Source organism: Pseudomonas sp. LBUM1641 (genome assembly GCF_059716235.1).
This window is the reverse complement of record NZ_CP166815.1, coordinates 1,400,232-1,419,491: the sequence shown is the minus strand read 5'-3', so window position 1 is coordinate 1,419,491 and position 19,260 is coordinate 1,400,232. Positions and strand designations below refer to the sequence as shown.

Here is a 19,260-nt window from a genome sequence, read left to right as displayed (position 1 = left end):
GCTTTCACTGAGTAACCAGGCACGCCCATGACAACCAACGGACCGCAACTTCAGCGTATCAATCACTTCGTTCGCAAGGTCCTGGCGGATTTTCCGTTACCTTCGCAAATCGCCGCCCAATTGATCCGTAAGCATGTACAACCCCTCAGCCAGGTAGAGTTCGACCCGGACACCACCCTCCTGGCCACACTCGAATACAACACCGACAACCCCAACACGGCCTTCACCGCCGTTGTGGTCCAGTCCATGTCGCTGACCGAAGCCATGATCTGCAATGCGCCCCTGCCCCCTGCCCCCTGGCGGCATGGTCAATACCACCGATTTTTCCACCACGGCGCCCTATTTCAATATAGTCAGCGAGCTGCCGCGCCTGATGGATAACCGGATTCCGGCAATGTTCAACGAAGAGTTCATCGTCTCGGGCTGGATTCCGCCCAAGCGCTATGAGGCGCTGTACGTGCAAAGCCAGCCTCAGGTTTACAGCCCCAGCACACAACTGGAGATCCCACCGAAAGCCTTTCGGCAGATCGTTCACGCAAGCGATTTCGAACAGGTCTACGACGAGGCGATCACGCAGTTCTGGAATAGCCATCGGGAAAATTACAACACGCTGATGCGCATCGCGTTCACTAAAGCCTATCTGGAACAGTTCCAGGAATTCACCCTGACCGTGACAGAGAGACAACTGGCGGCACGGGCGGCGGGGATCGGCATCAACAAGGACCATGACAACCTGACTCTGGAGGACTTCCAGTCGCCCTACCGGCCCGATCCAAACCTGTCCCTGCGGTTATTGCGCATCCACAACAGCGAAGCCACCGACATCCTGAGCATCACTGATACCCGAAGCCAGGTGACCCTGCTCTATATACCGGGCAACTCCTCGCCCTTCCATGGTTTCAACAACCCGGCAGACATGTGCAAGTGGCTGGTGGAAACGGCAAAGGATGCAACGCAACGCAAGGCGCTGACCAACCACTTCGACGAGGACGTCGTCGACTCGGGCCTGATCTACAGCGGCGTGGAAGAAGCCTTGGTGGGCATGGTGATGTTTCCAAAGCCGGCAATCTCCCCGGGCTTTTTCAACAGCCTGCTCGTCAATGGCTATTGGGATCCCGAACAGTACATCAATAACCCGATGTACCCGGCGCTGGGCAGTAACCCGTTTGAGTTTATCGCCCGGCAAATCAGGGTGCGTCTCGCAAAGATGGCGGCGCGAAGCATTACTTCGCCCCTCGATACGCTCAAGACCGACACCCTGGACACCCTGGAAAAAGCCTGCATCCTGGCGATTCCCGTGTCACTGGCAATGGGCAACGTGCTGCTGGCGGAGTTTTGCTTTTTGACCTCCGGCGCGACTGAAATGGTGGTGGGTGCCGACGACCTGCTCCGCGGCAAGCCTCACGCGGTGGAGCGCATTGTCTTTGGCGCACTCAACGCGTTGCCGGTGGTCATTCATGGCGCTGCCAAAGACCTCAAGAGCCTCGAAAGCCTGCGCCCCAAGCTGGGCTTGGCAGCCCGTCAGGATAAGGGTCGGATCAGCGTCACCGCCGTCAACCAGACATCTGCTTCAGGCACCACCGAGAGCCGCATCCTGAACCCTCGGACGACTCCCGGCGGGTTGCAGACCATCAGGATTCACGGAGACCCGTTCCTGACCTACACGGCGCCCAATCAGTCAGGCTTCTTCGAGCTGTTCTTGGCAGCCCCCAACGCACCGGCCACCCTGCAATCCACCGGCCTGTATGCCATTCAGAGTGCTGACTTGAAATGGCGCCACGCGGGGCTGGCAGGCGGAGGCGCGTTTCGCAATGCCTGGCAACGCGTCTACAAACTGTTCGGCGGCCCGGAACGCTCGACGTTATACAGTGCCTACGAAATGCCGGCGCCGGCGCGCGAGACCGTTTCGGAGATGCTCAGCGATACCAGTTCGTTTTCGGAAAACCTTGAGCCGATGGGCCATGGCGCCCAGCCGATGAAAGACACCCGCAAGGTGTTTTTCGAGAAAAGAACCAAGCTGTCCGAAGACGCCAAGGTGTTCTTTGCCAACATGCCGTTTTCACCCATGCAACCGATGCTTCCACGGCTTAGCCTTAACGAGTCGCAGCCGAGCATTATTCAAAAGCTGCTGCACGCCAGCGATGGCCTGGTGATCGGCGAAAACCACGGAGCGCTGTCAAGCAAGGCATTCCTGATCGACAACATGCAGTTGCTGGCCAGCCAAGGCGTCAAACGTATTTATTTCGAGCATCTGCTGACGGATGTACACATACCCTTGCTCAAGGCGTTCTACCGCTCCCGAAGTGCGTTGATGCCCGAGGAGCTCAAAGGTTTTCTCAACAACATTTACCCGTCCTTGCGCCACCGGCATTACTCTTTCGTCAATATCGTCACCAAGGCCCGTGACGCCGGGATCAAGATCCAGCCCATCGACTGCACCGTCAGCTACATGCTCCGCGACCTGCCGGACACCGCCGACAACTTGCGCCAGCGGATGTTGAACTACTATGCCACCGAGGTGATTCAATGGGTGCAAACCACCGAACCGCGCCCAGGCAAATGGGTCGCGTTGGTGGGTGACAGCCACACCAATGCCTACAAAGGCATTCCCGGCATTGCCGAACTCACCGGCAGCATCGGCCTGCGCATCGAAGACGCAGCCGCTGGCGGGCACCTGGGCATCGAAGTGGACACCGGGCGTACCGCGAGCCTGGGCATTGGCAAAGGCGAGGGAACGGTCAAGGCCAATCTGGTACTGCGTGTTGACCGCGCCACCTTGCAGCACTCGTCGCATCCGGTGCCCGCCCCCGTCCAGCCCCAGGCCAAAACGCCGCAGACGCAGTTGACCAAGCCGGGCCAATTCATGCTCACCTCGGCCACCGCCACAACTCAGACACACCTTCACTACCGTTCACGCAGAGGAGACGTACGCCATTTCAGGATCGATCAGCAGGGCAGCCGGTACTCCATCAGCGCGCCCGGCTGGGCCGTGGACGGTAAACCGTTCGACAGCATTCAGGCGCTGGTGGATGAGTTCAAAGCCCCGATCGGGCTTGAACAGGTGACTGGCTGAACGTCACTAAGCTTGAAAAGCCCTGCGCTGGCGCAGCCATTCAAGGTCTTCCGGGCGGGTGACCTTGAGGTTGTCGCTGCGGCCTTCGATCAGGCGGGGAGCATGCCCGGCCCACTCCATGGCCGAGGCTTCGTCGGTGATGACCACGTCCGAGACCAGGCTGTCGGCCAAGGCCCGGTGCAGCGCGCCCAGGTGGAACATCTGCGGGGTGTAGGCCTGCCAGATCGGCGTGCGATCGACCGTTTCCAGCACGCGCCCGTGCTTGTCGGCACGCTTGAGGGTGTCCCGCGCCGGCACTGCCAGCAACCCGCCCACGGAGTCGTCGGCCAGTTCAAACAGCAACTTGTCCAGGTCGTCGCGACTGAGGTTGGGCCGGGCGGCGTCGTGCACCAACACCCAGTCGCCATCGCTGGCGCCTTGGCTGTGCAGGTAAAGCAAGGCATTGAGTACCGAGCCCGAGCGCTCTTCGCCGCCGTCCACCCGCGCAATGCGTGGGTCGGTGGCGCAAGCCAGGTTCGGCCAGTAAGGGTCATCGACAGCAAGACTGACCACCAGCCCCTTGAGGCCCGGATGATCAAGGAAACAGCCAAGGCTGTGTTCGAGAATAGTGCGCCCGCCCAGCTGCAAGTATTGCTTGGGACGGTCCGCGGCCATACGGGCACCCACGCCCGCGGCAGGAATCACGGCCCAGAAGGCCGGTGACGAAAGGCTCATTGGGCCAACTGGTAGAGGGTCTCGCCCTCCTTGACCATGCCCAATTCATGGCGAGCCCGCTCTTCAACGGTCTCCATGCCTTTTTTCAGTTCAAGCACTTCGGCATCGAGCACGCGATTGCGCTCCAGCAACACCTCGTTTTCGGCGTGCTGTGCGGCAATTTGCTGGGTCAGTTCGGTGACCTGCGCCAAGCTGCCATTCCCCACCCATAGGCGGTACTGCAGGCCAGCCAGCAGCAAGAGCAAGACGAGGAACAACCAATTGGGACTGCGCATCGAATATCGGGTATCCAGTGAAAAAAGACAGCCATGCAAAAACTTTTGAAGCAACTGATAGCACGAAGCCTGGAATAACCAGGCTTGTGCTTGATAGCCATGAGATTAGCGCCGAAATTCACGCTGCCGTGATTTTTCCGACGTAATCCGCTGACCTTTTACCATTTAACAATCAGCCGCGAAACTCGCTACGACCGTTGTACTTGGCTTTACCGCCCAGTTGCTCTTCGATACGCAGCAATTGGTTGTACTTGGAAACGCGGTCGGAACGGCACAGGGAACCGGTCTTGATCTGCCCTGCCGAAGTGCCCACGGCCAGGTCGGCAATGGTCGAGTCTTCGGTTTCGCCGGAGCGGTGGGAGATCACAGCGGTGTAGCCCGCAGCCTTGGCCATCTGGATGGCTTCCAGGGTTTCGGTCAGGGTGCCGATCTGGTTGAACTTGATCAGGATCGAGTTGGCGATCTTCTTGTCGATGCCTTCTTTCAGGATCTTGGTGTTGGTCACGAACAGGTCGTCGCCTACCAGTTGGATCTTCTCGCCGATCTTGTCGGTGAGGATTTTCCAGCCAGCCCAATCGGACTCGTCCAGGCCATCTTCAACGGAGATGATCGGGTAGCGTTCGGTCAGGCCTTTAAGGTAGTCGGCGAAACCTTCGGAGGTGAATACGTGGCCTTCACCGGACAGGTTGTACTTGCCGTCTTCGTAGAATTCGCTGGCCGCGCAGTCCAGGGCCAGGGTCACGTCGGTGCCCAGCTTGTAGCCAGCGTTGGCCACGGCTTCGGAGATCACTTTCAGTGCATCTTCGTTGGACGCCAGGTTCGGTGCGAAACCGCCTTCGTCACCCACGGCAGTGCTCAGGCCACGGGCCTTCAGTACAGCCTTGAGGTGGTGGAAAATCTCGGTGCCCATGCGCAGGCCTTCGGAGAAGGTCTTGGCGCCAACCGGCTGCACCATGAATTCCTGGATGTCGACGTTGTTATCAGCGTGCTCGCCACCGTTGATGATGTTCATCATCGGAACCGGCATCGAGTAAACACCCGGGGTGCCGTTCAGGTTGGCGATGTGGGCGTACAGCGGCAGGTCCTGGTCCTGTGCAGCGGCTTTGGCAGCAGCCAGGGACACAGCGAGGATGGCGTTGGCGCCGAGGCTGCCTTTGTTTTCGGTACCGTCGAGCTTGATCATTGCGTGATCGAGGGCTTTCTGGTCCAGCGGATCCTTGCCCAGCAGCAGGTCGCGGATCGGGCCATTGATGTTGGCGACTGCCTTGAGTACGCCCTTGCCCAGGTAACGGCTCTTGTCGCCATCACGCAGTTCCAGTGCTTCGCGGGAACCTGTGGAAGCACCGGACGGCGCGCAGGCGCTACCGATGATGCCGTTATCGAGAAGCACGTCGGCTTCGACGGTAGGGTTGCCACGGGAGTCGAGAACTTCACGACCTTTGATGTCGACGATTTTTGCCATTGTTGTAAACACTCCAAAGTTGACGAAAACGACGCAGCTGAAGGAAATCTTTTGACCGACCGCAAGGGTGGAACAACAGGGCAGGCTTGCAGGCGACAAGGCTCAGGCCCGCAGGCCTGAGCGTAAAACGAGGGAAAGTCTACCGGAGAAACGACGCTTACGCGGTCTCTACCGTCGGAAAACTCTTGACCAGGTCATCCAACTGCTTCAACTGGGCCAGGAATGGCTCCAGCTTGTCCAGGCGCAGGGCGCATGGACCGTCGCACTTGGCGTTATCCGGGTCTGGGTGAGCTTCCAGAAACAGGCCTGCCAGGGACTGGCTGATGCCGGCCTTGGCCAGGTCCAATACCTGGGCACGGCGCCCGCCAGCGGAATCGGCGCGACCACCGGGCATTTGCAGCGCGTGGGTCACGTCGAAGAACACCGGGTATTCGAACTGCTTCATGATGCCAAAACCGAGCATGTCCACCACGAGGTTGTTGTAGCCGAAGCTAGAACCACGCTCGCAGAGGATCAACTGGTCGTTACCCGCTTCCACGCACTTGTTCAGGATGTGTTTCATTTCCTGGGGTGCGAGGAACTGGGCTTTCTTGATATTGATCACAGCGCCGGTCTTGGCCATGGCGACCACGAGGTCGGTCTGGCGCGACAGGAAGGCCGGCAACTGGATGATGTCGCACACCTCGGCGACCACGGCAGCCTGTTCCGGCTCGTGGACGTCGGTGATGATCGGCACGCCGAAGGCTTGCTTGATGTCCTGGAAGATCCGCATGCCTTCTTCAAGGCCCGGGCCGCGATAGGAGGTCACGGACGAACGGTTGGCCTTGTCGAAGCTGGCCTTGAACACGTAAGGGATACCGAGTTTCTCGGTCACCTTCACGTACTCTTCACAGACCTGCATCGCCATATCGCGGCTTTCCAGCACGTTCATGCCGCCGAACAGCACCATGGGCTTGTCGTTGGCAATCTCGATGTCGCCTACGCGAATGATCTTCTGGGCCATCAGGTTTACGCCTTCTTCTGATGTTGCGTCAGTGCTGCTTTAACGAAGCCGCTGAACAACGGGTGACCGTCGCGCGGGGTCGATGTGAACTCCGGGTGGAACTGGCAAGCCACGAACCATGGATGATCCGGTGCTTCAACCACTTCAACCAGTGCGCCATCACCGGAACGACCGGAGATCTTCAGGCCGGCTTCCATGATTTTCGGCAGCAGGTTGTTGTTCACTTCGTAGCGGTGACGGTGACGCTCGACGATCACGTCCTTGCCGTAGCAATCGTGAACCAAGGACCCCGGCTCCAGCAGGCAATCCTGCGCGCCGAGGCGCATGGTGCCGCCCAGGTCGGAGGTTTCGGTACGGGTTTCGACGGCGCCGGTGGCATCTTCCCACTCGGTGATCAGGCCCACGACCGGGTGGCCGCTGGTGCGATCGAACTCGGTGGAGTTGGCGTCTTTCCAGCCCATCACGTTACGGGCGAACTCGATGACCGCCACTTGCATGCCCAGGCAGATACCCAGGTACGGCACCTTGTTCTCACGAGCGTACTGGACGGCAGTGATCTTGCCTTCCACGCCACGCAGACCGAAGCCGCCCGGAACCAGGATGGCGTCAACGCCTTCCAGCAGCGCAGTGCCCTGGTTCTCGATGTCTTCGGAGTCGATGTAGCGCAGGTTAACCTTGGTACGGTTGCTGATGCCCGCGTGGCTCATCGCTTCGATCAGCGACTTGTAGGCGTCCAGCAGTTCCATGTACTTGCCGACCATGGCGATGGTGACTTCATGCTCAGGGTTGAGCTTGGCGTCGACCACGGCTTCCCACTCGGACAGATCGGCGCCGCCACACTGCAGGCCGAAACGCTCGACGACAAAATCATCCAGGCCCTGGGAATGCAGGATGCCCGGGATCTTGTAGATGGTGTCGGCGTCTTCCAGGGCAATCACCGCACGTTCTTCAACGTTGGTGAACTGGGCGATCTTGCGACGGGACGCGATGTCGATCGCGTGGTCGGAGCGGCACACCAGCACGTCCGGCTGCAGGCCGATGGAACGCAGTTCCTTGACCGAGTGCTGGGTAGGCTTGGTTTTGGTTTCGCCAGCGGTGGCGATGTAGGGCACCAGTGTCAGGTGCATCAGCATCGCGCGCTTGGCGCCGACTTCGAAACGCAACTGGCGGATGGCTTCGAGGAACGGTTGGGACTCGATGTCACCTACGGTGCCACCGATCTCGACCATCGCCACGTCGGCATCGCCTGCACCCTTGATGATGCGGCGCTTGATTTCGTCGGTGATGTGCGGGATCACCTGGATGGTTGCACCCAGGTAGTCACCACGGCGCTCCTTGCGCAGCACGTGCTCGTAGACACGGCCAGTGGTGAAGTTGTTGTTCTGGGTCATGGTCGTGCGGATGAACCGCTCGTAGTGTCCCAGGTCCAGGTCGGTCTCGGCGCCGTCGTGAGTGACGAACACTTCACCGTGCTGGAACGGGCTCATGGTGCCCGGGTCAACGTTGATGTACGGGTCCAGCTTGAGCATGGTGACCTTAAGTCCCCGCGCCTCCAGGATGGCCGCCAATGAAGCGGAGGCAATGCCTTTCCCCAATGAAGAAACAACACCGCCCGTGACGAATATGTAGCGCGTCATGAAAAACCCTAGAAGTCTGCGTTAAAGCGGTCCGAGCCGCCGGGGAAAGCGAAGGAAGGCCGAAGCCCCCGATCACCTGCATTAATCACAGTGCACCTTTCAAAAAAACCGCCGCGTTGTGACAGACCAGCAATGAAACACCGGTACGTTGATCGCTACACATTTTTTGGAATCGCCCAGCAAAGACTGCTTGGTAATCGGCAACTGCTGCGATTCAGGCGAATCCACAGAAGTTGTATCAAGAAGGGAGCGTAGTCTACCGGAAAGGCTCTATCAGCTCAAACCTTGATCGCAGGTTGGTGGCATCCAATGTAATTGCCAGCCGGTACCGTCACCTGCCGCAAGGCCCGGCAGGTTGGCCGCAGCCAGCAATTGTTGGCCCTGATACAGCAGCGGCAATCTGCCACGGATGAAGCCTGGCACCGCACTTTCATTAAGCAACCGCTTCAGGTCGCGCCGGCCCCGGCCTGGCAATTCCATGATTTCGCCGCCTTGGCGATAACGGATGCTCAGGGGGCCTTCGGGCGCGCTGCCACTGAAATACAGTTGGCCGTTACCGGGTAACTGTAGTGGGTTTTGCGGCTGTGGCCAGCTCACCGATGCGTCAGAAAATTCCGACCAACTGGCGGGCAACCACCAGAGATGCCCACCGCAACGGTGCAATTCACCGTCGGCCAGACGCCACAGCGGCTGTGCATCGTGTTTGGCGTCGCGTAAGGTCGCCCAGCCGGCCCAGTGCTCGCTGTCGGGCAAGCGTGTCAGCGGTGTCAGCCAGTGCATGAGTGCGTTGCGCTGGCGGGCCTCGGAGAGCGCGGCAAGCGGCTCAAGAGTCAGCGACGGCAATGCCAGCCAGGGAAATGCCGGAGGCTGACTGGCGGCCAGCAGGTCCATTTGCGCCAGTTCGTCGAGCAAGCCCTGGGCTTCGCCCAAATGTTCGGCGCTGCGGGCCATGGTGCTGACGGCTTGGGGCCAACGTTCGGTCAGGCGCGGGAAAACATGGTGGCGCAGGTAATTGCGGGAGAAACGCGGGTCAGCGTTGGACGGGTCTTCGATCCAGTCCAATTGATGCTCGCGGGCGTAGGCTTCCAGATCGGCGCGGGATACATCCAGCAAGGGCCGCACCAGGTAGCCACCCGCCAATGAACGCTGCACAGGCATCGCCGCCAGCCCACGCACGCCGGCCCCACGCAACAAGCGAAACAGCAAGGTTTCAGCCTGATCGTCGCGGTGCTGGCCCGTGAGGACCAACTCCCCTGCCCCGTTGACCTCGGCAAACGCCTGATACCGCGCCTCACGGGCCGCGCGCTCCAGACTTGCACCAGGTTGCACCTGCACGCGGATCACTTGCAGGGGAACGCCCAGGGCGTCGCACACGGCCTGGCAATGCGCCGGCCACACGTCAGCTGCAGCCTGCAGCCCATGATGAACATGAAGCGCACTGAGTGGCGGAAGCTTTTCGGTTTTGGCCAGAGTGGCCAGGAGGTGCAGCAGGACGGTGGAGTCGAGGCCGCCAGAAAAGGCGATGTGCCAGGCCGGGGCATTGCGCCAGGGGGCGAGGGTTTGCAGAAGTTTGGCGGTGAAGGTGGGCTTCATAGCAAAGTACGCCATCAATCTGGAATGCGATAACCCAGCATACACAAAGCAAATGTGGGAGCGGGCTTGCTCGCGAAAGCGTGGTGTCAGTCAGCGAGATGTTGACTGATATAACGCTTTCGCGAGCAAGCCCGCTCCCACATTGAGTAACGCGTCGGCTTAGAGACCGTAGCTCATCAGACGCTCGTAACGACGGGCCAGCAGCGCCTCGTTATCGAACTTCTTAAGCATCGCCAGTTGCGAGCTGAGTTCAGCACGAATGGTCGCGGCAGCGGCAGCCGGGTCACGGTGGGCGCCGCCCAATGGCTCGGCGATCACTTTGTCCACGATACCCAGGCCTTTCAGGCGATCAGCCGTGATCCCCATGGCTTCAGCGGCATCCGGCGCTTTCTCGGCGGTTTTCCACAGGATCGAGGCGCAACCTTCCGGCGAGATCACTGCGTAGGTCGAATATTGCAGCATGTTCAGTTGGTCGCAGACGCCAATGGCCAGTGCACCGCCGGAACCGCCTTCGCCGATCACGGTAGCGATGATTGGGGTCTTCAGGCGAGCCATCACCCGCAGGTTCCAGGCAATTGCTTCGCTCTGGTTGCGCTCTTCAGCGTCGATACCCGGGTAGGCGCCCGGGGTGTCGATGAAGGTCAGGATCGGCATCTTGAAGCGCTCGGCCATTTCCATCAGGCGGCAAGCCTTGCGGTAGCCTTCCGGACGCGGCATGCCGAAGTTGCGACGGACTTTCTCGCGAACTTCACGGCCTTTCTGGTGACCGATCACCATCACTGGCTGGTCGTCCAGGCGAGCGATACCGCCCACGATGGCTGCGTCGTCGGAGAAGTGACGGTCGCCGTGCAGTTCGTCGAACTCGGTAAAGATGTGCTCGATGTAGTCCAGGGTGTACGGACGGCGCGGGTGGCGGGCCAGGCGCGCGATCTGCCAGCTGGTCAGCTTGCCGAAGATGTCTTCGGTAAGCGTGCTGCTCTTGTCTTGCAGGCGAGCGATTTCATCGCCGATATTCAGCGAATTGTCATTGCCGACCAGGCGCAGCTCTTCGATCTTGGCTTGCAGGTCAGCGATCGGCTGTTCAAAATCAAGAAAATTCGGGTTCATAAGCGTCCGTCTTGGGTCGACGGCCAAGGAGTGCCTGGCCAGCCGGTTGTCTATTCGCGCCCTACCTTAAGGGAGAGGCGCGGTTAGGTCGAGATTAAATGTTCGGTCGAGATCAGGCGTTCTTTGTAAGGCCGGACCGTCAACGGTATTGGAGGAAGACGTTGTCACGCCCGAACTGGTCACGCAATGCTTGAATCAAGCCGTCCGCCGGGTCGATTCTCCAGGTCTCGCCGAACTGCAGCATGGCCTTGGCATCGTTGCCGGTGTATTCCATGGTCACCGGGCACGCGCCGCGATGCCGCTTGAGCAGGTCACCCAACCAGCGTAGCTGATCACCTTTAAGCGCCTCGGTGCGCACTTTCAGGCGCAGGCTTTCGGCCAGGTTGGTGCGGGCATCTTCCATGCTCATCACGCGCTTGATCCGCAGGCGCAGGCCACCGGAGAAGTCGTCGTTGCTGACCTCCCCTTCCACCACCACCATCGCGTCAGTCTGCAACAGTGACTGGGCGGAATGGAAGGCATCGGCAAACAGCGACGCTTCAATCCGGCCCGAGCGGTCGTCGAGGGTGATAAAGCCCATCTTGTCGCCCTTTTTGTTCTTCATCACCCGCAGGGCGATGATCATGCCCGCAACGGTCTGGGTATCCCGCGCCGGCTTCAGGTCGATGATGCGCTGACGGGCGAAACGCCGGATTTCACCTTCGTATTCGTCAATCGGGTGACCGGTGAGGTACAGGCCCAGGGTGTCTTTCTCACCCTTGAGGCGTTCCTTGAGGGTCAGGTCCTTGGCTTTGCGGTGGTTGGCGTAGACGTCGGCGTCTGCTTCGACGAACAGCCCGCCAAACAGGTCGGCGTGGCCGCTGTCGTGGGTGCGCGCGGTCTGCTCGGCGGCCTTGATCGCTTCTTCCATGGCGGTCAGCAACACTGCACGGTTGCGATCAATGTTGGCCTGGTAAGCCTTCGGCTCATCATGAAAGTACGGGCCCAGGCGATCCAGGGCGCCGCTGCGGATCAAGCCGTCAAGGGTACGTTTGTTGATGCGCTTGAGGTCGACCCGGGCGCAGAAGTCGAACAGGTCCTTGAACGGCCCGTCCTGGCGCGCTTCGGTAATCGCCTCCACCGGGCCTTCGCCCACGCCCTTGATCGCGCCAAGACCATAGATGATGCGGCCTTCGTCGTTCACCGTGAACTTGAACTCGGAAGTGTTCACGTCCGGCGCGTCGAGGCGCAGCTTCATGGTGCGCACTTCTTCGATCAAGGTCACGACCTTGTCGGTGTTGTGCATATCCGCAGACAGTACCGCGGCCATGAACGGCGCCGGGTAGTGAGCTTTCAGCCAGGCAGTCTGGTACGACACCAGTCCATAGGCGGCGGAGTGGGATTTGTTGAAGCCGTAACCGGCGAACTTCTCTACCAGGTCGAAAATGTTACCGGCCAGGTCGGCGTCGATGTTGTTAGTGGCGCAACCTTCAATGAAACCGCCACGCTGCTTGGCCATTTCCTCGGGCTTTTTCTTACCCATGGCTCGACGCAGCATGTCCGCACCGCCGAGGGTGTAGCCGGCCATGACCTGGGCAATCTGCATCACCTGTTCTTGATACAGGATGATGCCGTAAGTCGGTGCCAGTACCGGCTTGAGGCCTTCGTACTGGTAGTCGGAGTGCGGGTAAGCCAGTTCGGCACGCCCGTGCTTACGGTTGATGAAGTCGTCCACCATGCCCGATTGCAGCGGGCCCGGACGGAACAGGGCCACCAGTGCGATCAAGTCTTCCAGGCAGTCGGGCTTGAGCTTTTTGATCAGCTCTTTCATGCCGCGGGATTCAAGCTGGAAGACCGCCGTGGTTTCGGCTTTTTGCAGCAACTGGTACGTCGGTTTGTCGTCCAGCGGGATAAAGGCGATGTCCAGCGGCGGCTCGTCGATCTTCGCCCGCTCGCGGTTGATGGTCTTCAGCGCCCAGTCGATGATCGTCAGGGTACGCAGGCCGAGGAAGTCGAACTTCACCAGGCCGGCCGCCTCCACGTCATCCTTGTCGAACTGGGTTACCAGGCCGTCGCCTTCTTCGTCGCAATAGATCGGCGAAAAGTCGGTCAGCTTGGTGGGCGCGATAACTACACCACCGGCGTGTTTACCGACGTTACGCACTACACCTTCGAGCTTGCGCGCCATGTCCCAGATTTCGGCCGCTTCTTCATCGACCTTGATGAAGTCCCGCAGGATTTCTTCCTGCTCGTAGGCTTTTTCCAGGGTCATGCCGACTTCAAACGGAATCATCTTCGACAGGCGGTCCGCCAAGCCGTAGGACTTGCCTTGCACCCGGGCCACGTCGCGGATTACCGCTTTCGCCGCCATGGAACCGAAGGTGATGATCTGGCTTACCGCATTGCGGCCGTATTTCTCGGCCACGTATTCGATAACCCGGTCGCGACCATCCATGCAGAAGTCGACGTCAAAGTCGGGCATCGATACCCGTTCCGGGTTAAGGAACCGTTCGAACAGCAGGTCATATTCCAGCGGGTCGAGGTCGGTGATCTTCTGCACATAGGCCACCAGGGACCCGGCACCCGATCCACGGCCAGGGCCTACCGGCACGCCGTTGCTTTTTGCCCACTGGATAAAGTCCATTACGATCAGGAAGTAACCGGGGAACCCCATCTGGATAATGATATCCAGCTCGAAATTCAGCCGATCGACGTAGACCTGGCGCTTGGCTTCGTAATCTTCAGTGGTGTCCTTGGGCAGCAGGACACTCAAACGATCTTCCAGGCCGTCGAACGACACCTTGCGGAAATATTCATCGATGGTCATGCCATCGGGAATCGGGAAGTTGGGCAGGAAGTGCTTGCCCAGCTTCACTTCAATGTTGCAGCGCTTGGCGATTTCTACGGAGTTTTCCAGGGCCTCGGGCAGGTCGCTGAATAGCTCGGCCATTTCATCGGCGCTTTTGAGGTACTGCTCTTCGCTGTAGTTTTTCGAGCGGCGCGGATCGTCCAGCGCCCGGCCTTCACCGATGCATACGCGGGTTTCGTGGGCCTCGAAGTCTTCTTTCTTGATAAAGCGCACATCGTTGGTCGCGACCAGCGGCGCACCGAGCTTTTCAGCCAGGGCCACGGCGGCGTGCAACTGCTCTTCATCGTTGGGGCGGTTGGTGCGCTGGATTTCCAGGTAGAAACGGTTGGGGAACACGTCCATCCACTCACGGGCGAGCACTTCCGCCTCCTGAGGATTGCCGCCCAACAACGCGATACCGATTTCACCCTCTTTGGCCGCCGAGAGCATGATCAGCCCTTCGCTGGCCTCGGCCACCCACTCGCGCTCGATGATGATCGAGCCGTTGCGCTGGCCGTCGATAAAACCACGGGAAATCAGTTCGGTGAGGTTGCGATAACCCACGCCGTTCATCGCCAGCAGGCTGATGCGGCTCAGTGGGTTATCCGGGTCTTTGTTAGACAGCCACAGGTCGGCGCCGCAGATCGGCTTGATGCCGGCGCCCATGGCGGCCTTGTAGAACTTGACCAGGGAACACATGTTGTTCTGGTCGGTCACCGCCACGGCAGGCATGTTCATGCCCACCAGGGTTTTGACCAGGGGTTTGATCCGTACCAGGCCGTCGACCAGGGAGTATTCAGTGTGCAGGCGCAGGTGAACGAATGAAGCCGGCATAGTGATCCTGTCTAAAAACGTGGAGACAACAAGGCCCGGATTGTACCGGGCCTTGAGCAAAACATCAGCCTCGCGACTAAACCTCGCTGAGACTCTCCCGAGCCTCGTAAGCCTGGCGAACCGGGGCGAACGAGCGGCGGTGGATCGGGGTCGGGCCCAGGCGCGCCAAAGCTTCCAGATGAACGGGCGTTGGATAACCTTTGTGTCCACCGATCCCGTAGCCGGGGTAGATCAATTCGAAAGCCGCCATTTCACGGTCACGACTAACCTTGGCCAGGATCGAGGCAGCGGCAATCGCCGGCACCTTGCTGTCGCCCTTGACCACTGCTTCCGCCGGCATTGTCAGCTTCGGGCAGCGGTTGCCGTCGATCATCGCCATTTTTGGCGTGATGTGCAGGCCTTCGATGGCGCGCTGCATGGCCAGCATGGTGGCGTGCAGGATATTCAGTTCGTCGATTTCCTCGACTTCAGCCCGGGCGATGTGCCAGCTCAGGGCTTTCTCACAGATCTCGTCATAGAGTTTTTCACGACGGGCTTCGGTGAGTTTCTTCGAATCGTTGAGGCCAAGGATCGGACGGTTCGGGTCGAGAATCACCGCGGCGGTGACGACTGCGCCGCACAGCGGGCCACGACCGACTTCGTCGACGCCGGCCACCAGATCAAGAGCATCGGCGACCAAGCTGAAATCCAGGCCCATTTGCGTCTTCATAGGGCTTCCTGTTTATGGCCGATCAAGGTCAGCACGGCATCTGCCGCCTGGTTCGAGGCATCACGGCGCAAGGTACGATGGATTTCGTCGAAACCACGGGTTTGTTCTTCGCCACCGTCGATCAACGGGAGCATGGTGTGCGCCAAGGCTTCAGGCGTCGCGTCGTCCTGCAGCAATTCGGGCACCAACAAACGCTGGGCCAGCAAATTGGGCAGGGAGATGTAAGGGCTTTTGACCATACGTTTGAGAATCCAGTAGGTCAGCGGCGCCAGGCGATAGGCCACGACCATAGGGCGCTTGTAGAGCAAGGCCTCCAGGGTCGCGGTGCCGGAGGCGATCAGCACCGCATCGCATGCAGCCAGCGCCAGATGCGAGCCACCGTCAAGCAGGGTCAACGGCAAGTTGCGGCCTACCAGCAATTCTTCAACTTGCGCGCGACGCTGAGGGCTGGCGCACGGCAATACGAAGCGCACGCCCGGCTTCAGCGCTTGCAGACGTTCGGCAGCATCAAAAAACAGTGCGCCGAGACGACCGACTTCGCCACCACGGCTACCCGGCATCAAGGCGACCAACGGTCCGTCGGGCAAGCCCAGTTCGGCACGCGCCGCAGCACGATCCGCCTGGAGCGGGATGGTATCGGCCAGGGTGTGGCCAACAAACCGCACAGGCACGCCCTTCTCTTCGTAGAGTCTGGCCTCGAACGGCAGCAGGGTGAGCATCAGGTCGCAGCCTTCGCGAATCTTCAGCACGCGCTTTTGCCGCCACGCCCACACGGACGGGCTGACGTAATGCACGGTCTTGATCCCGGCCTGACGCAACTTGAGTTCGATATTGAGGGTGAAGTCCGGAGCGTCGATTCCGATAAAGACGTCGGGCTTTTCTTCGATCAGGGTCTGGATCAGCTTTTTGCGGCGAGCCAGCAGCTCACGCAACCGACCCAGCACTTCCACCAGCCCCATGACGGACAAGCGCTCCATGGGAAAGTAGGACGTGAGGCCTTCAGCCTGCATCAGCGGACCGCCGACACCGATGAATTCAACCGCCGGATGCTGGACCTTGAGGGCCCGCATCAGGCCTGCACCGAGAATATCGCCGGAAGCTTCTCCGGCCACCAACGCTATGCGCAGCTTGGCCATGATCAGCGAGTGATGCCGCGAGTCGACGACTGGATCGAGTCACGGAATATTGCGACTTCCGGAAACAATGTTGCGGGTTCCGTCAGTTCGGTCAAAGCCTGGTCGACCGTCAGTCCCTGGCGGTAAACCACCTTGTAGGCGCGGCGCAGGGCATGGATCGCGTCTTCGCTGAAACCCCGACGACGCATGCCTTCGAAGTTCATGCTGCGGGCTTCGGCCGGGTTGCCGAATACCGTGACGAACGCCGGAACGTCCTTGCCGATGGCGGTACCCATGCCGGAAAAGCTGTGGGCGCCGATATGGCAGTACTGATGCACCAGGGTGAAGCCGGACAGGATCGCCCAATCGTCCACATGCACGTGGCCGGCCAACGCTGTGTTGTTGACCAGGATGCAGTGGTTGCCGATGACGCTGTCATGGCCGATGTGCGCGTAGGCCATCACCAGGTTGTGATCACCCAGGGTGGTCTCTGCGCGGTCCTGAACGGTACCGCGGTGAATGGTCACGCCTTCACGGATGATGTTGTGATCACCGATTACCAGGCGCGTCTCTTCACCCTTGTACTTCATGTCCGGAGTGTCTTCGCCTATCGATGAAAACTGATAGATGCGATTGTGTTTGCCAATCCGCGTCGGGCCTTTGAGGATTACATGCGGCCCGATGACTGTCCCCTCGCCGATTTCCACACCTGCGCCGACGATCGACCAAGGGCCGACCTCAACGTCGGCGGCCAGTACGGCCGTCGGATCGATGATTGCGCGAGGGTCAATCAAACTCATAGTTTGCGTTCCGCACAGATGATTTCAGCCGAGCACACCGGTTTGCCGTCGACCGACGCCTGGCATTCGAACTTCCAGATCTGGCGCTTGCAGCTGATGAACTTGGCTTCCAGGATCAACTGGTCACCCGGGGTCACCGGGTTGCGGAAGCGCAGTTTGTCGGAGCCTACGAAATAGTAGAGCGTGCCATCGGCAGGCTTCAGGTCGAGCATTTTGAAACCAAGGATACCGGCAGCCTGGGCCATCGCTTCGATGATCAAAACGCCTGGCATGATGGGATGCGCAGGGAAGTGACCATTGAAGAACGGTTCGTTGATGCTGACATTCTTGTAGGCACGAATGCGCTTTTCCTCAACATTGAGGTCCGTTACTCGGTCCACCAGCAGGAACGGGTAACGGTGAGGCAGGTATTCGCGAATCTCGTTGATGTCCATCATTTCGGGGGGAAGCCTGTAATAAAGATTGGGAGCGTGCGGACTAAGGCACGCCCCTCTAGCAAATCAAGGAGGCAGTCTAGCGGCTGTGCACACTTGATATGGAAATGGTATCAGCCATCTGATGAAGCATTACCGCCAGGGGTCACGTCCCCAACACGCTTTTCCAGATGTTTCAGGCGCCGAGCGATATCGTCGAGCTGCCTCAGACGCGCCGCGCTCTTGCGCCATTCGGCCGCAGGCTGCATGGCCGTACCGGATGAATAGGACCCAGGTTCGGTAATCGAATGGGTCACCATGGTCATGCCGGTGATGAATACGTTGTCGCACACTTCGATATGGCCCACCAGGCCTACACCGCCGGCGAGCATGCAATGCTTGCCAATCTTGGTGCTGCCGGAAATCCCCACGCACGCCGCCATGGCGGTGTGATCGCCAATCTGCACGTTGTGGGCAATCTGAATCTGGTTATCCAGTTTCACGCCGTTACCAATGACGGTATCGGCCAAGGCGCCGCGATCAACAGCAGTATTGACGCCAATTTCCACGTCATCGCCGATCAATACGCCGCCGACTTGGGCAATCTTGTGCCAAATACCTTTCGCGTTGGCGAAGCCGAAGCCCTCGCCGCCGATCACGGCACCTGACTGAATCACTACACGCTCACCGATACGCACGTCGTGGTACAGGGTCACGCGAGGAGCCAGCCAGCCACCGGCACCAATCTCACTGCGGGCGCCGATAAAGCACTGGGCGCCTATCGTCACACCCGCGCCGATACGTGCGCCGCTTTCGATCACCACAAAAGCACCGATGCTCGCGGCAGGGTCAACCTGCGCGTCATCCGCGATTACCGCCGAAGGATGGATACCTGCGGCAGCCTTGGGTTTTGGATCGAACAGGTGCGATGCCCGGGCATACGCCAGGTACGGGTCGGCGACAACCAGCGCATCCCCGGCAAACTCTTCGGCGTCAGCGGCCTTCAGCAACACGGCTGCGGCACGGCTTTCGCCCAGGTATTTACGGTATTGGGGGTTTGCCAGGAAGCTCAACTGAGCTGGGCCAGCCTCCTGCAAGGTGGCTAGCCCAGTAATTTCCTTCTCCGGAGAGCCACGTAAGGTGGCCCCCAGGAACTCGGCCAATTGGCCGAGTTTGATAGTCGCAGTCATGGCTTACTTCAGCTGATTCATGCGCTCGATCACCTGGCGGGTGATGTCGTACTGAGGTTTAACGTCGATGACTGCACCGCGTTCGAATACCAGGTCAAAGGCACCTTTCTTGATGACTTCTTCCACAGCGCTGTCGAGTTTCGGCTTGAGTTGCTTGAGCATTTCGCGGTCGGCAACAGCCTTGGCTTCGTTCAGCTCCTTGGACTGGAACTGGTAGTCACGGGCCTTTTGCTTGAATTCAAGCTCCAGACGCTCGCGCTCGCCTTGCTGCATCTTGTCGCCACCGGCTACCAGACGATCCTGGATACCCTTGGCGCTGCTTTCCAGCGTCTTCAGCTTGGTCAGTTGCGGACCGAATTTCTTCTCTGCATCCACGGCGTATCTCTTGGCCGCGTCGGATTCCAGCAGGGCCATCTGATAGTTCAGAACAGCAATCTTCATTTCGGCAAAGGCCGGGGTCGCTACCAGGACAGTCGCCAGGAGAACCAATTGAGTCAACTTACGCACG

The 19,260-nt window shown here is 59.6% G+C and carries 16 protein-coding genes; 2 read left to right on the top strand and 14 right to left on the bottom strand.

All coding sequences use genetic code 11. From position 1 onward, the window contains the following. Window positions 1–27: 27 nt before the first annotated feature. Complete coding sequence (locus ACA046_RS06385) at window positions 28–381, top strand: dermonecrotic toxin domain-containing protein (RefSeq protein WP_497676117.1); 354 nt, start codon at window positions 28–30, stop codon at window positions 379–381. Further along, window positions 275–3,073, top strand: coding sequence for a dermonecrotic toxin domain-containing protein (locus tag ACA046_RS06380; protein ID WP_497676116.1), 2,799 nt, complete (start codon window positions 275–277; stop codon window positions 3,071–3,073). The genes ACA046_RS06385 and ACA046_RS06380 overlap by 107 nt, the downstream gene beginning before the upstream one ends. Before the next feature lie 6 nt (window positions 3,074–3,079). Here ACA046_RS06380 and ispD read toward each other — a convergent pair whose 3' ends face one another. From ispD to ACA046_RS06310, 14 genes are all read right to left on the bottom strand, one after another. Continuing rightward, on the bottom strand, window positions 3,080–3,787 hold the full coding sequence (gene ispD, locus ACA046_RS06375) for a 2-C-methyl-D-erythritol 4-phosphate cytidylyltransferase (protein ID WP_459026491.1): 708 nt from the start codon (window positions 3,785–3,787) through the stop codon (window positions 3,080–3,082). Beyond that, window positions 3,784–4,062: a cell division protein FtsB gene (gene ftsB / locus ACA046_RS06370; protein ID WP_003219292.1), complete on the bottom strand. Its 279-nt coding sequence runs from the start codon at window positions 4,060–4,062 to the stop codon at window positions 3,784–3,786. The genes ispD and ftsB overlap by 4 nt, the downstream gene beginning before the upstream one ends. A 172-nt stretch (window positions 4,063–4,234) precedes the next feature. Next, entirely contained in the window at window positions 4,235–5,524 is a 1,290-nt protein-coding gene (gene eno, locus ACA046_RS06365; RefSeq protein ID WP_177042039.1) for a phosphopyruvate hydratase, read from the bottom strand. 157 nt (window positions 5,525–5,681) lie between these two features. Continuing rightward, window positions 5,682–6,527 carry a 3-deoxy-8-phosphooctulonate synthase gene (gene kdsA / locus ACA046_RS06360; RefSeq protein WP_003219295.1) on the bottom strand — a complete coding sequence of 282 codons (846 nt, stop codon included), beginning with the start codon at window positions 6,525–6,527 and terminating at the stop codon, window positions 5,682–5,684. 5 nt (window positions 6,528–6,532) lie between these two features. Continuing rightward, window positions 6,533–8,164 (bottom strand): CTP synthase, encoded by a 1,632-nt coding sequence (pyrG, locus tag ACA046_RS06355; protein WP_076015820.1) that lies wholly within the window; start codon window positions 8,162–8,164, stop codon window positions 6,533–6,535. Window positions 8,165–8,437: 273 nt separating this feature from the next. After that, window positions 8,438–9,757 carry a tRNA lysidine(34) synthetase TilS gene (gene tilS, locus ACA046_RS06350; RefSeq protein WP_497676115.1) on the bottom strand — a complete coding sequence of 440 codons (1,320 nt, stop codon included), beginning with the start codon at window positions 9,755–9,757 and terminating at the stop codon, window positions 8,438–8,440. Between the two features lie 159 nt (window positions 9,758–9,916). Then, window positions 9,917–10,864 carry an acetyl-CoA carboxylase carboxyltransferase subunit alpha gene (locus ACA046_RS06345; RefSeq protein ID WP_010176746.1) on the bottom strand — a complete coding sequence of 316 codons (948 nt, stop codon included), beginning with the start codon at window positions 10,862–10,864 and terminating at the stop codon, window positions 9,917–9,919. A 139-nt stretch (window positions 10,865–11,003) separates the two neighbouring features. Next, the gene (gene dnaE, locus ACA046_RS06340; protein WP_459026484.1) at window positions 11,004–14,525 is read right to left on the bottom strand and encodes a DNA polymerase III subunit alpha; all 3,522 of its coding nucleotides are present in this window, start codon (window positions 14,523–14,525) and stop codon (window positions 11,004–11,006) included. A 76-nt stretch (window positions 14,526–14,601) separates the two neighbouring features. Beyond that, window positions 14,602–15,234: a ribonuclease HII gene (gene rnhB / locus ACA046_RS06335; RefSeq protein ID WP_088423009.1), complete on the bottom strand. Its 633-nt coding sequence runs from the start codon at window positions 15,232–15,234 to the stop codon at window positions 14,602–14,604. Further along, window positions 15,231–16,370 (bottom strand): lipid-A-disaccharide synthase, encoded by a 1,140-nt coding sequence (gene lpxB / locus ACA046_RS06330; RefSeq protein ID WP_497676114.1) that lies wholly within the window; start codon window positions 16,368–16,370, stop codon window positions 15,231–15,233. Before lpxB ends, rnhB begins: the two co-directional genes overlap by 4 nt. 2 nt (window positions 16,371–16,372) lie before the next feature. Continuing rightward, window positions 16,373–17,149 (bottom strand): acyl-ACP--UDP-N-acetylglucosamine O-acyltransferase, encoded by a 777-nt coding sequence (lpxA, locus tag ACA046_RS06325; RefSeq protein ID WP_076015782.1) that lies wholly within the window; start codon window positions 17,147–17,149, stop codon window positions 16,373–16,375. After that, on the bottom strand, window positions 17,146–17,586 hold the full coding sequence (gene fabZ / locus ACA046_RS06320) for a 3-hydroxyacyl-ACP dehydratase FabZ (RefSeq protein WP_003219309.1): 441 nt from the start codon (window positions 17,584–17,586) through the stop codon (window positions 17,146–17,148). The genes lpxA and fabZ overlap by 4 nt, the downstream gene beginning before the upstream one ends. A 110-nt stretch (window positions 17,587–17,696) precedes the next feature. Further along, window positions 17,697–18,752 carry a UDP-3-O-(3-hydroxymyristoyl)glucosamine N-acyltransferase gene (lpxD, locus tag ACA046_RS06315; protein WP_076015783.1) on the bottom strand — a complete coding sequence of 352 codons (1,056 nt, stop codon included), beginning with the start codon at window positions 18,750–18,752 and terminating at the stop codon, window positions 17,697–17,699. Between the two features lie 3 nt (window positions 18,753–18,755). Beyond that, window positions 18,756–19,259, bottom strand: coding sequence for an OmpH/Skp family outer membrane protein (locus ACA046_RS06310; protein WP_033902788.1), 504 nt, complete (start codon window positions 19,257–19,259; stop codon window positions 18,756–18,758). Window position 19,260 lies beyond the last annotated feature (1 nt).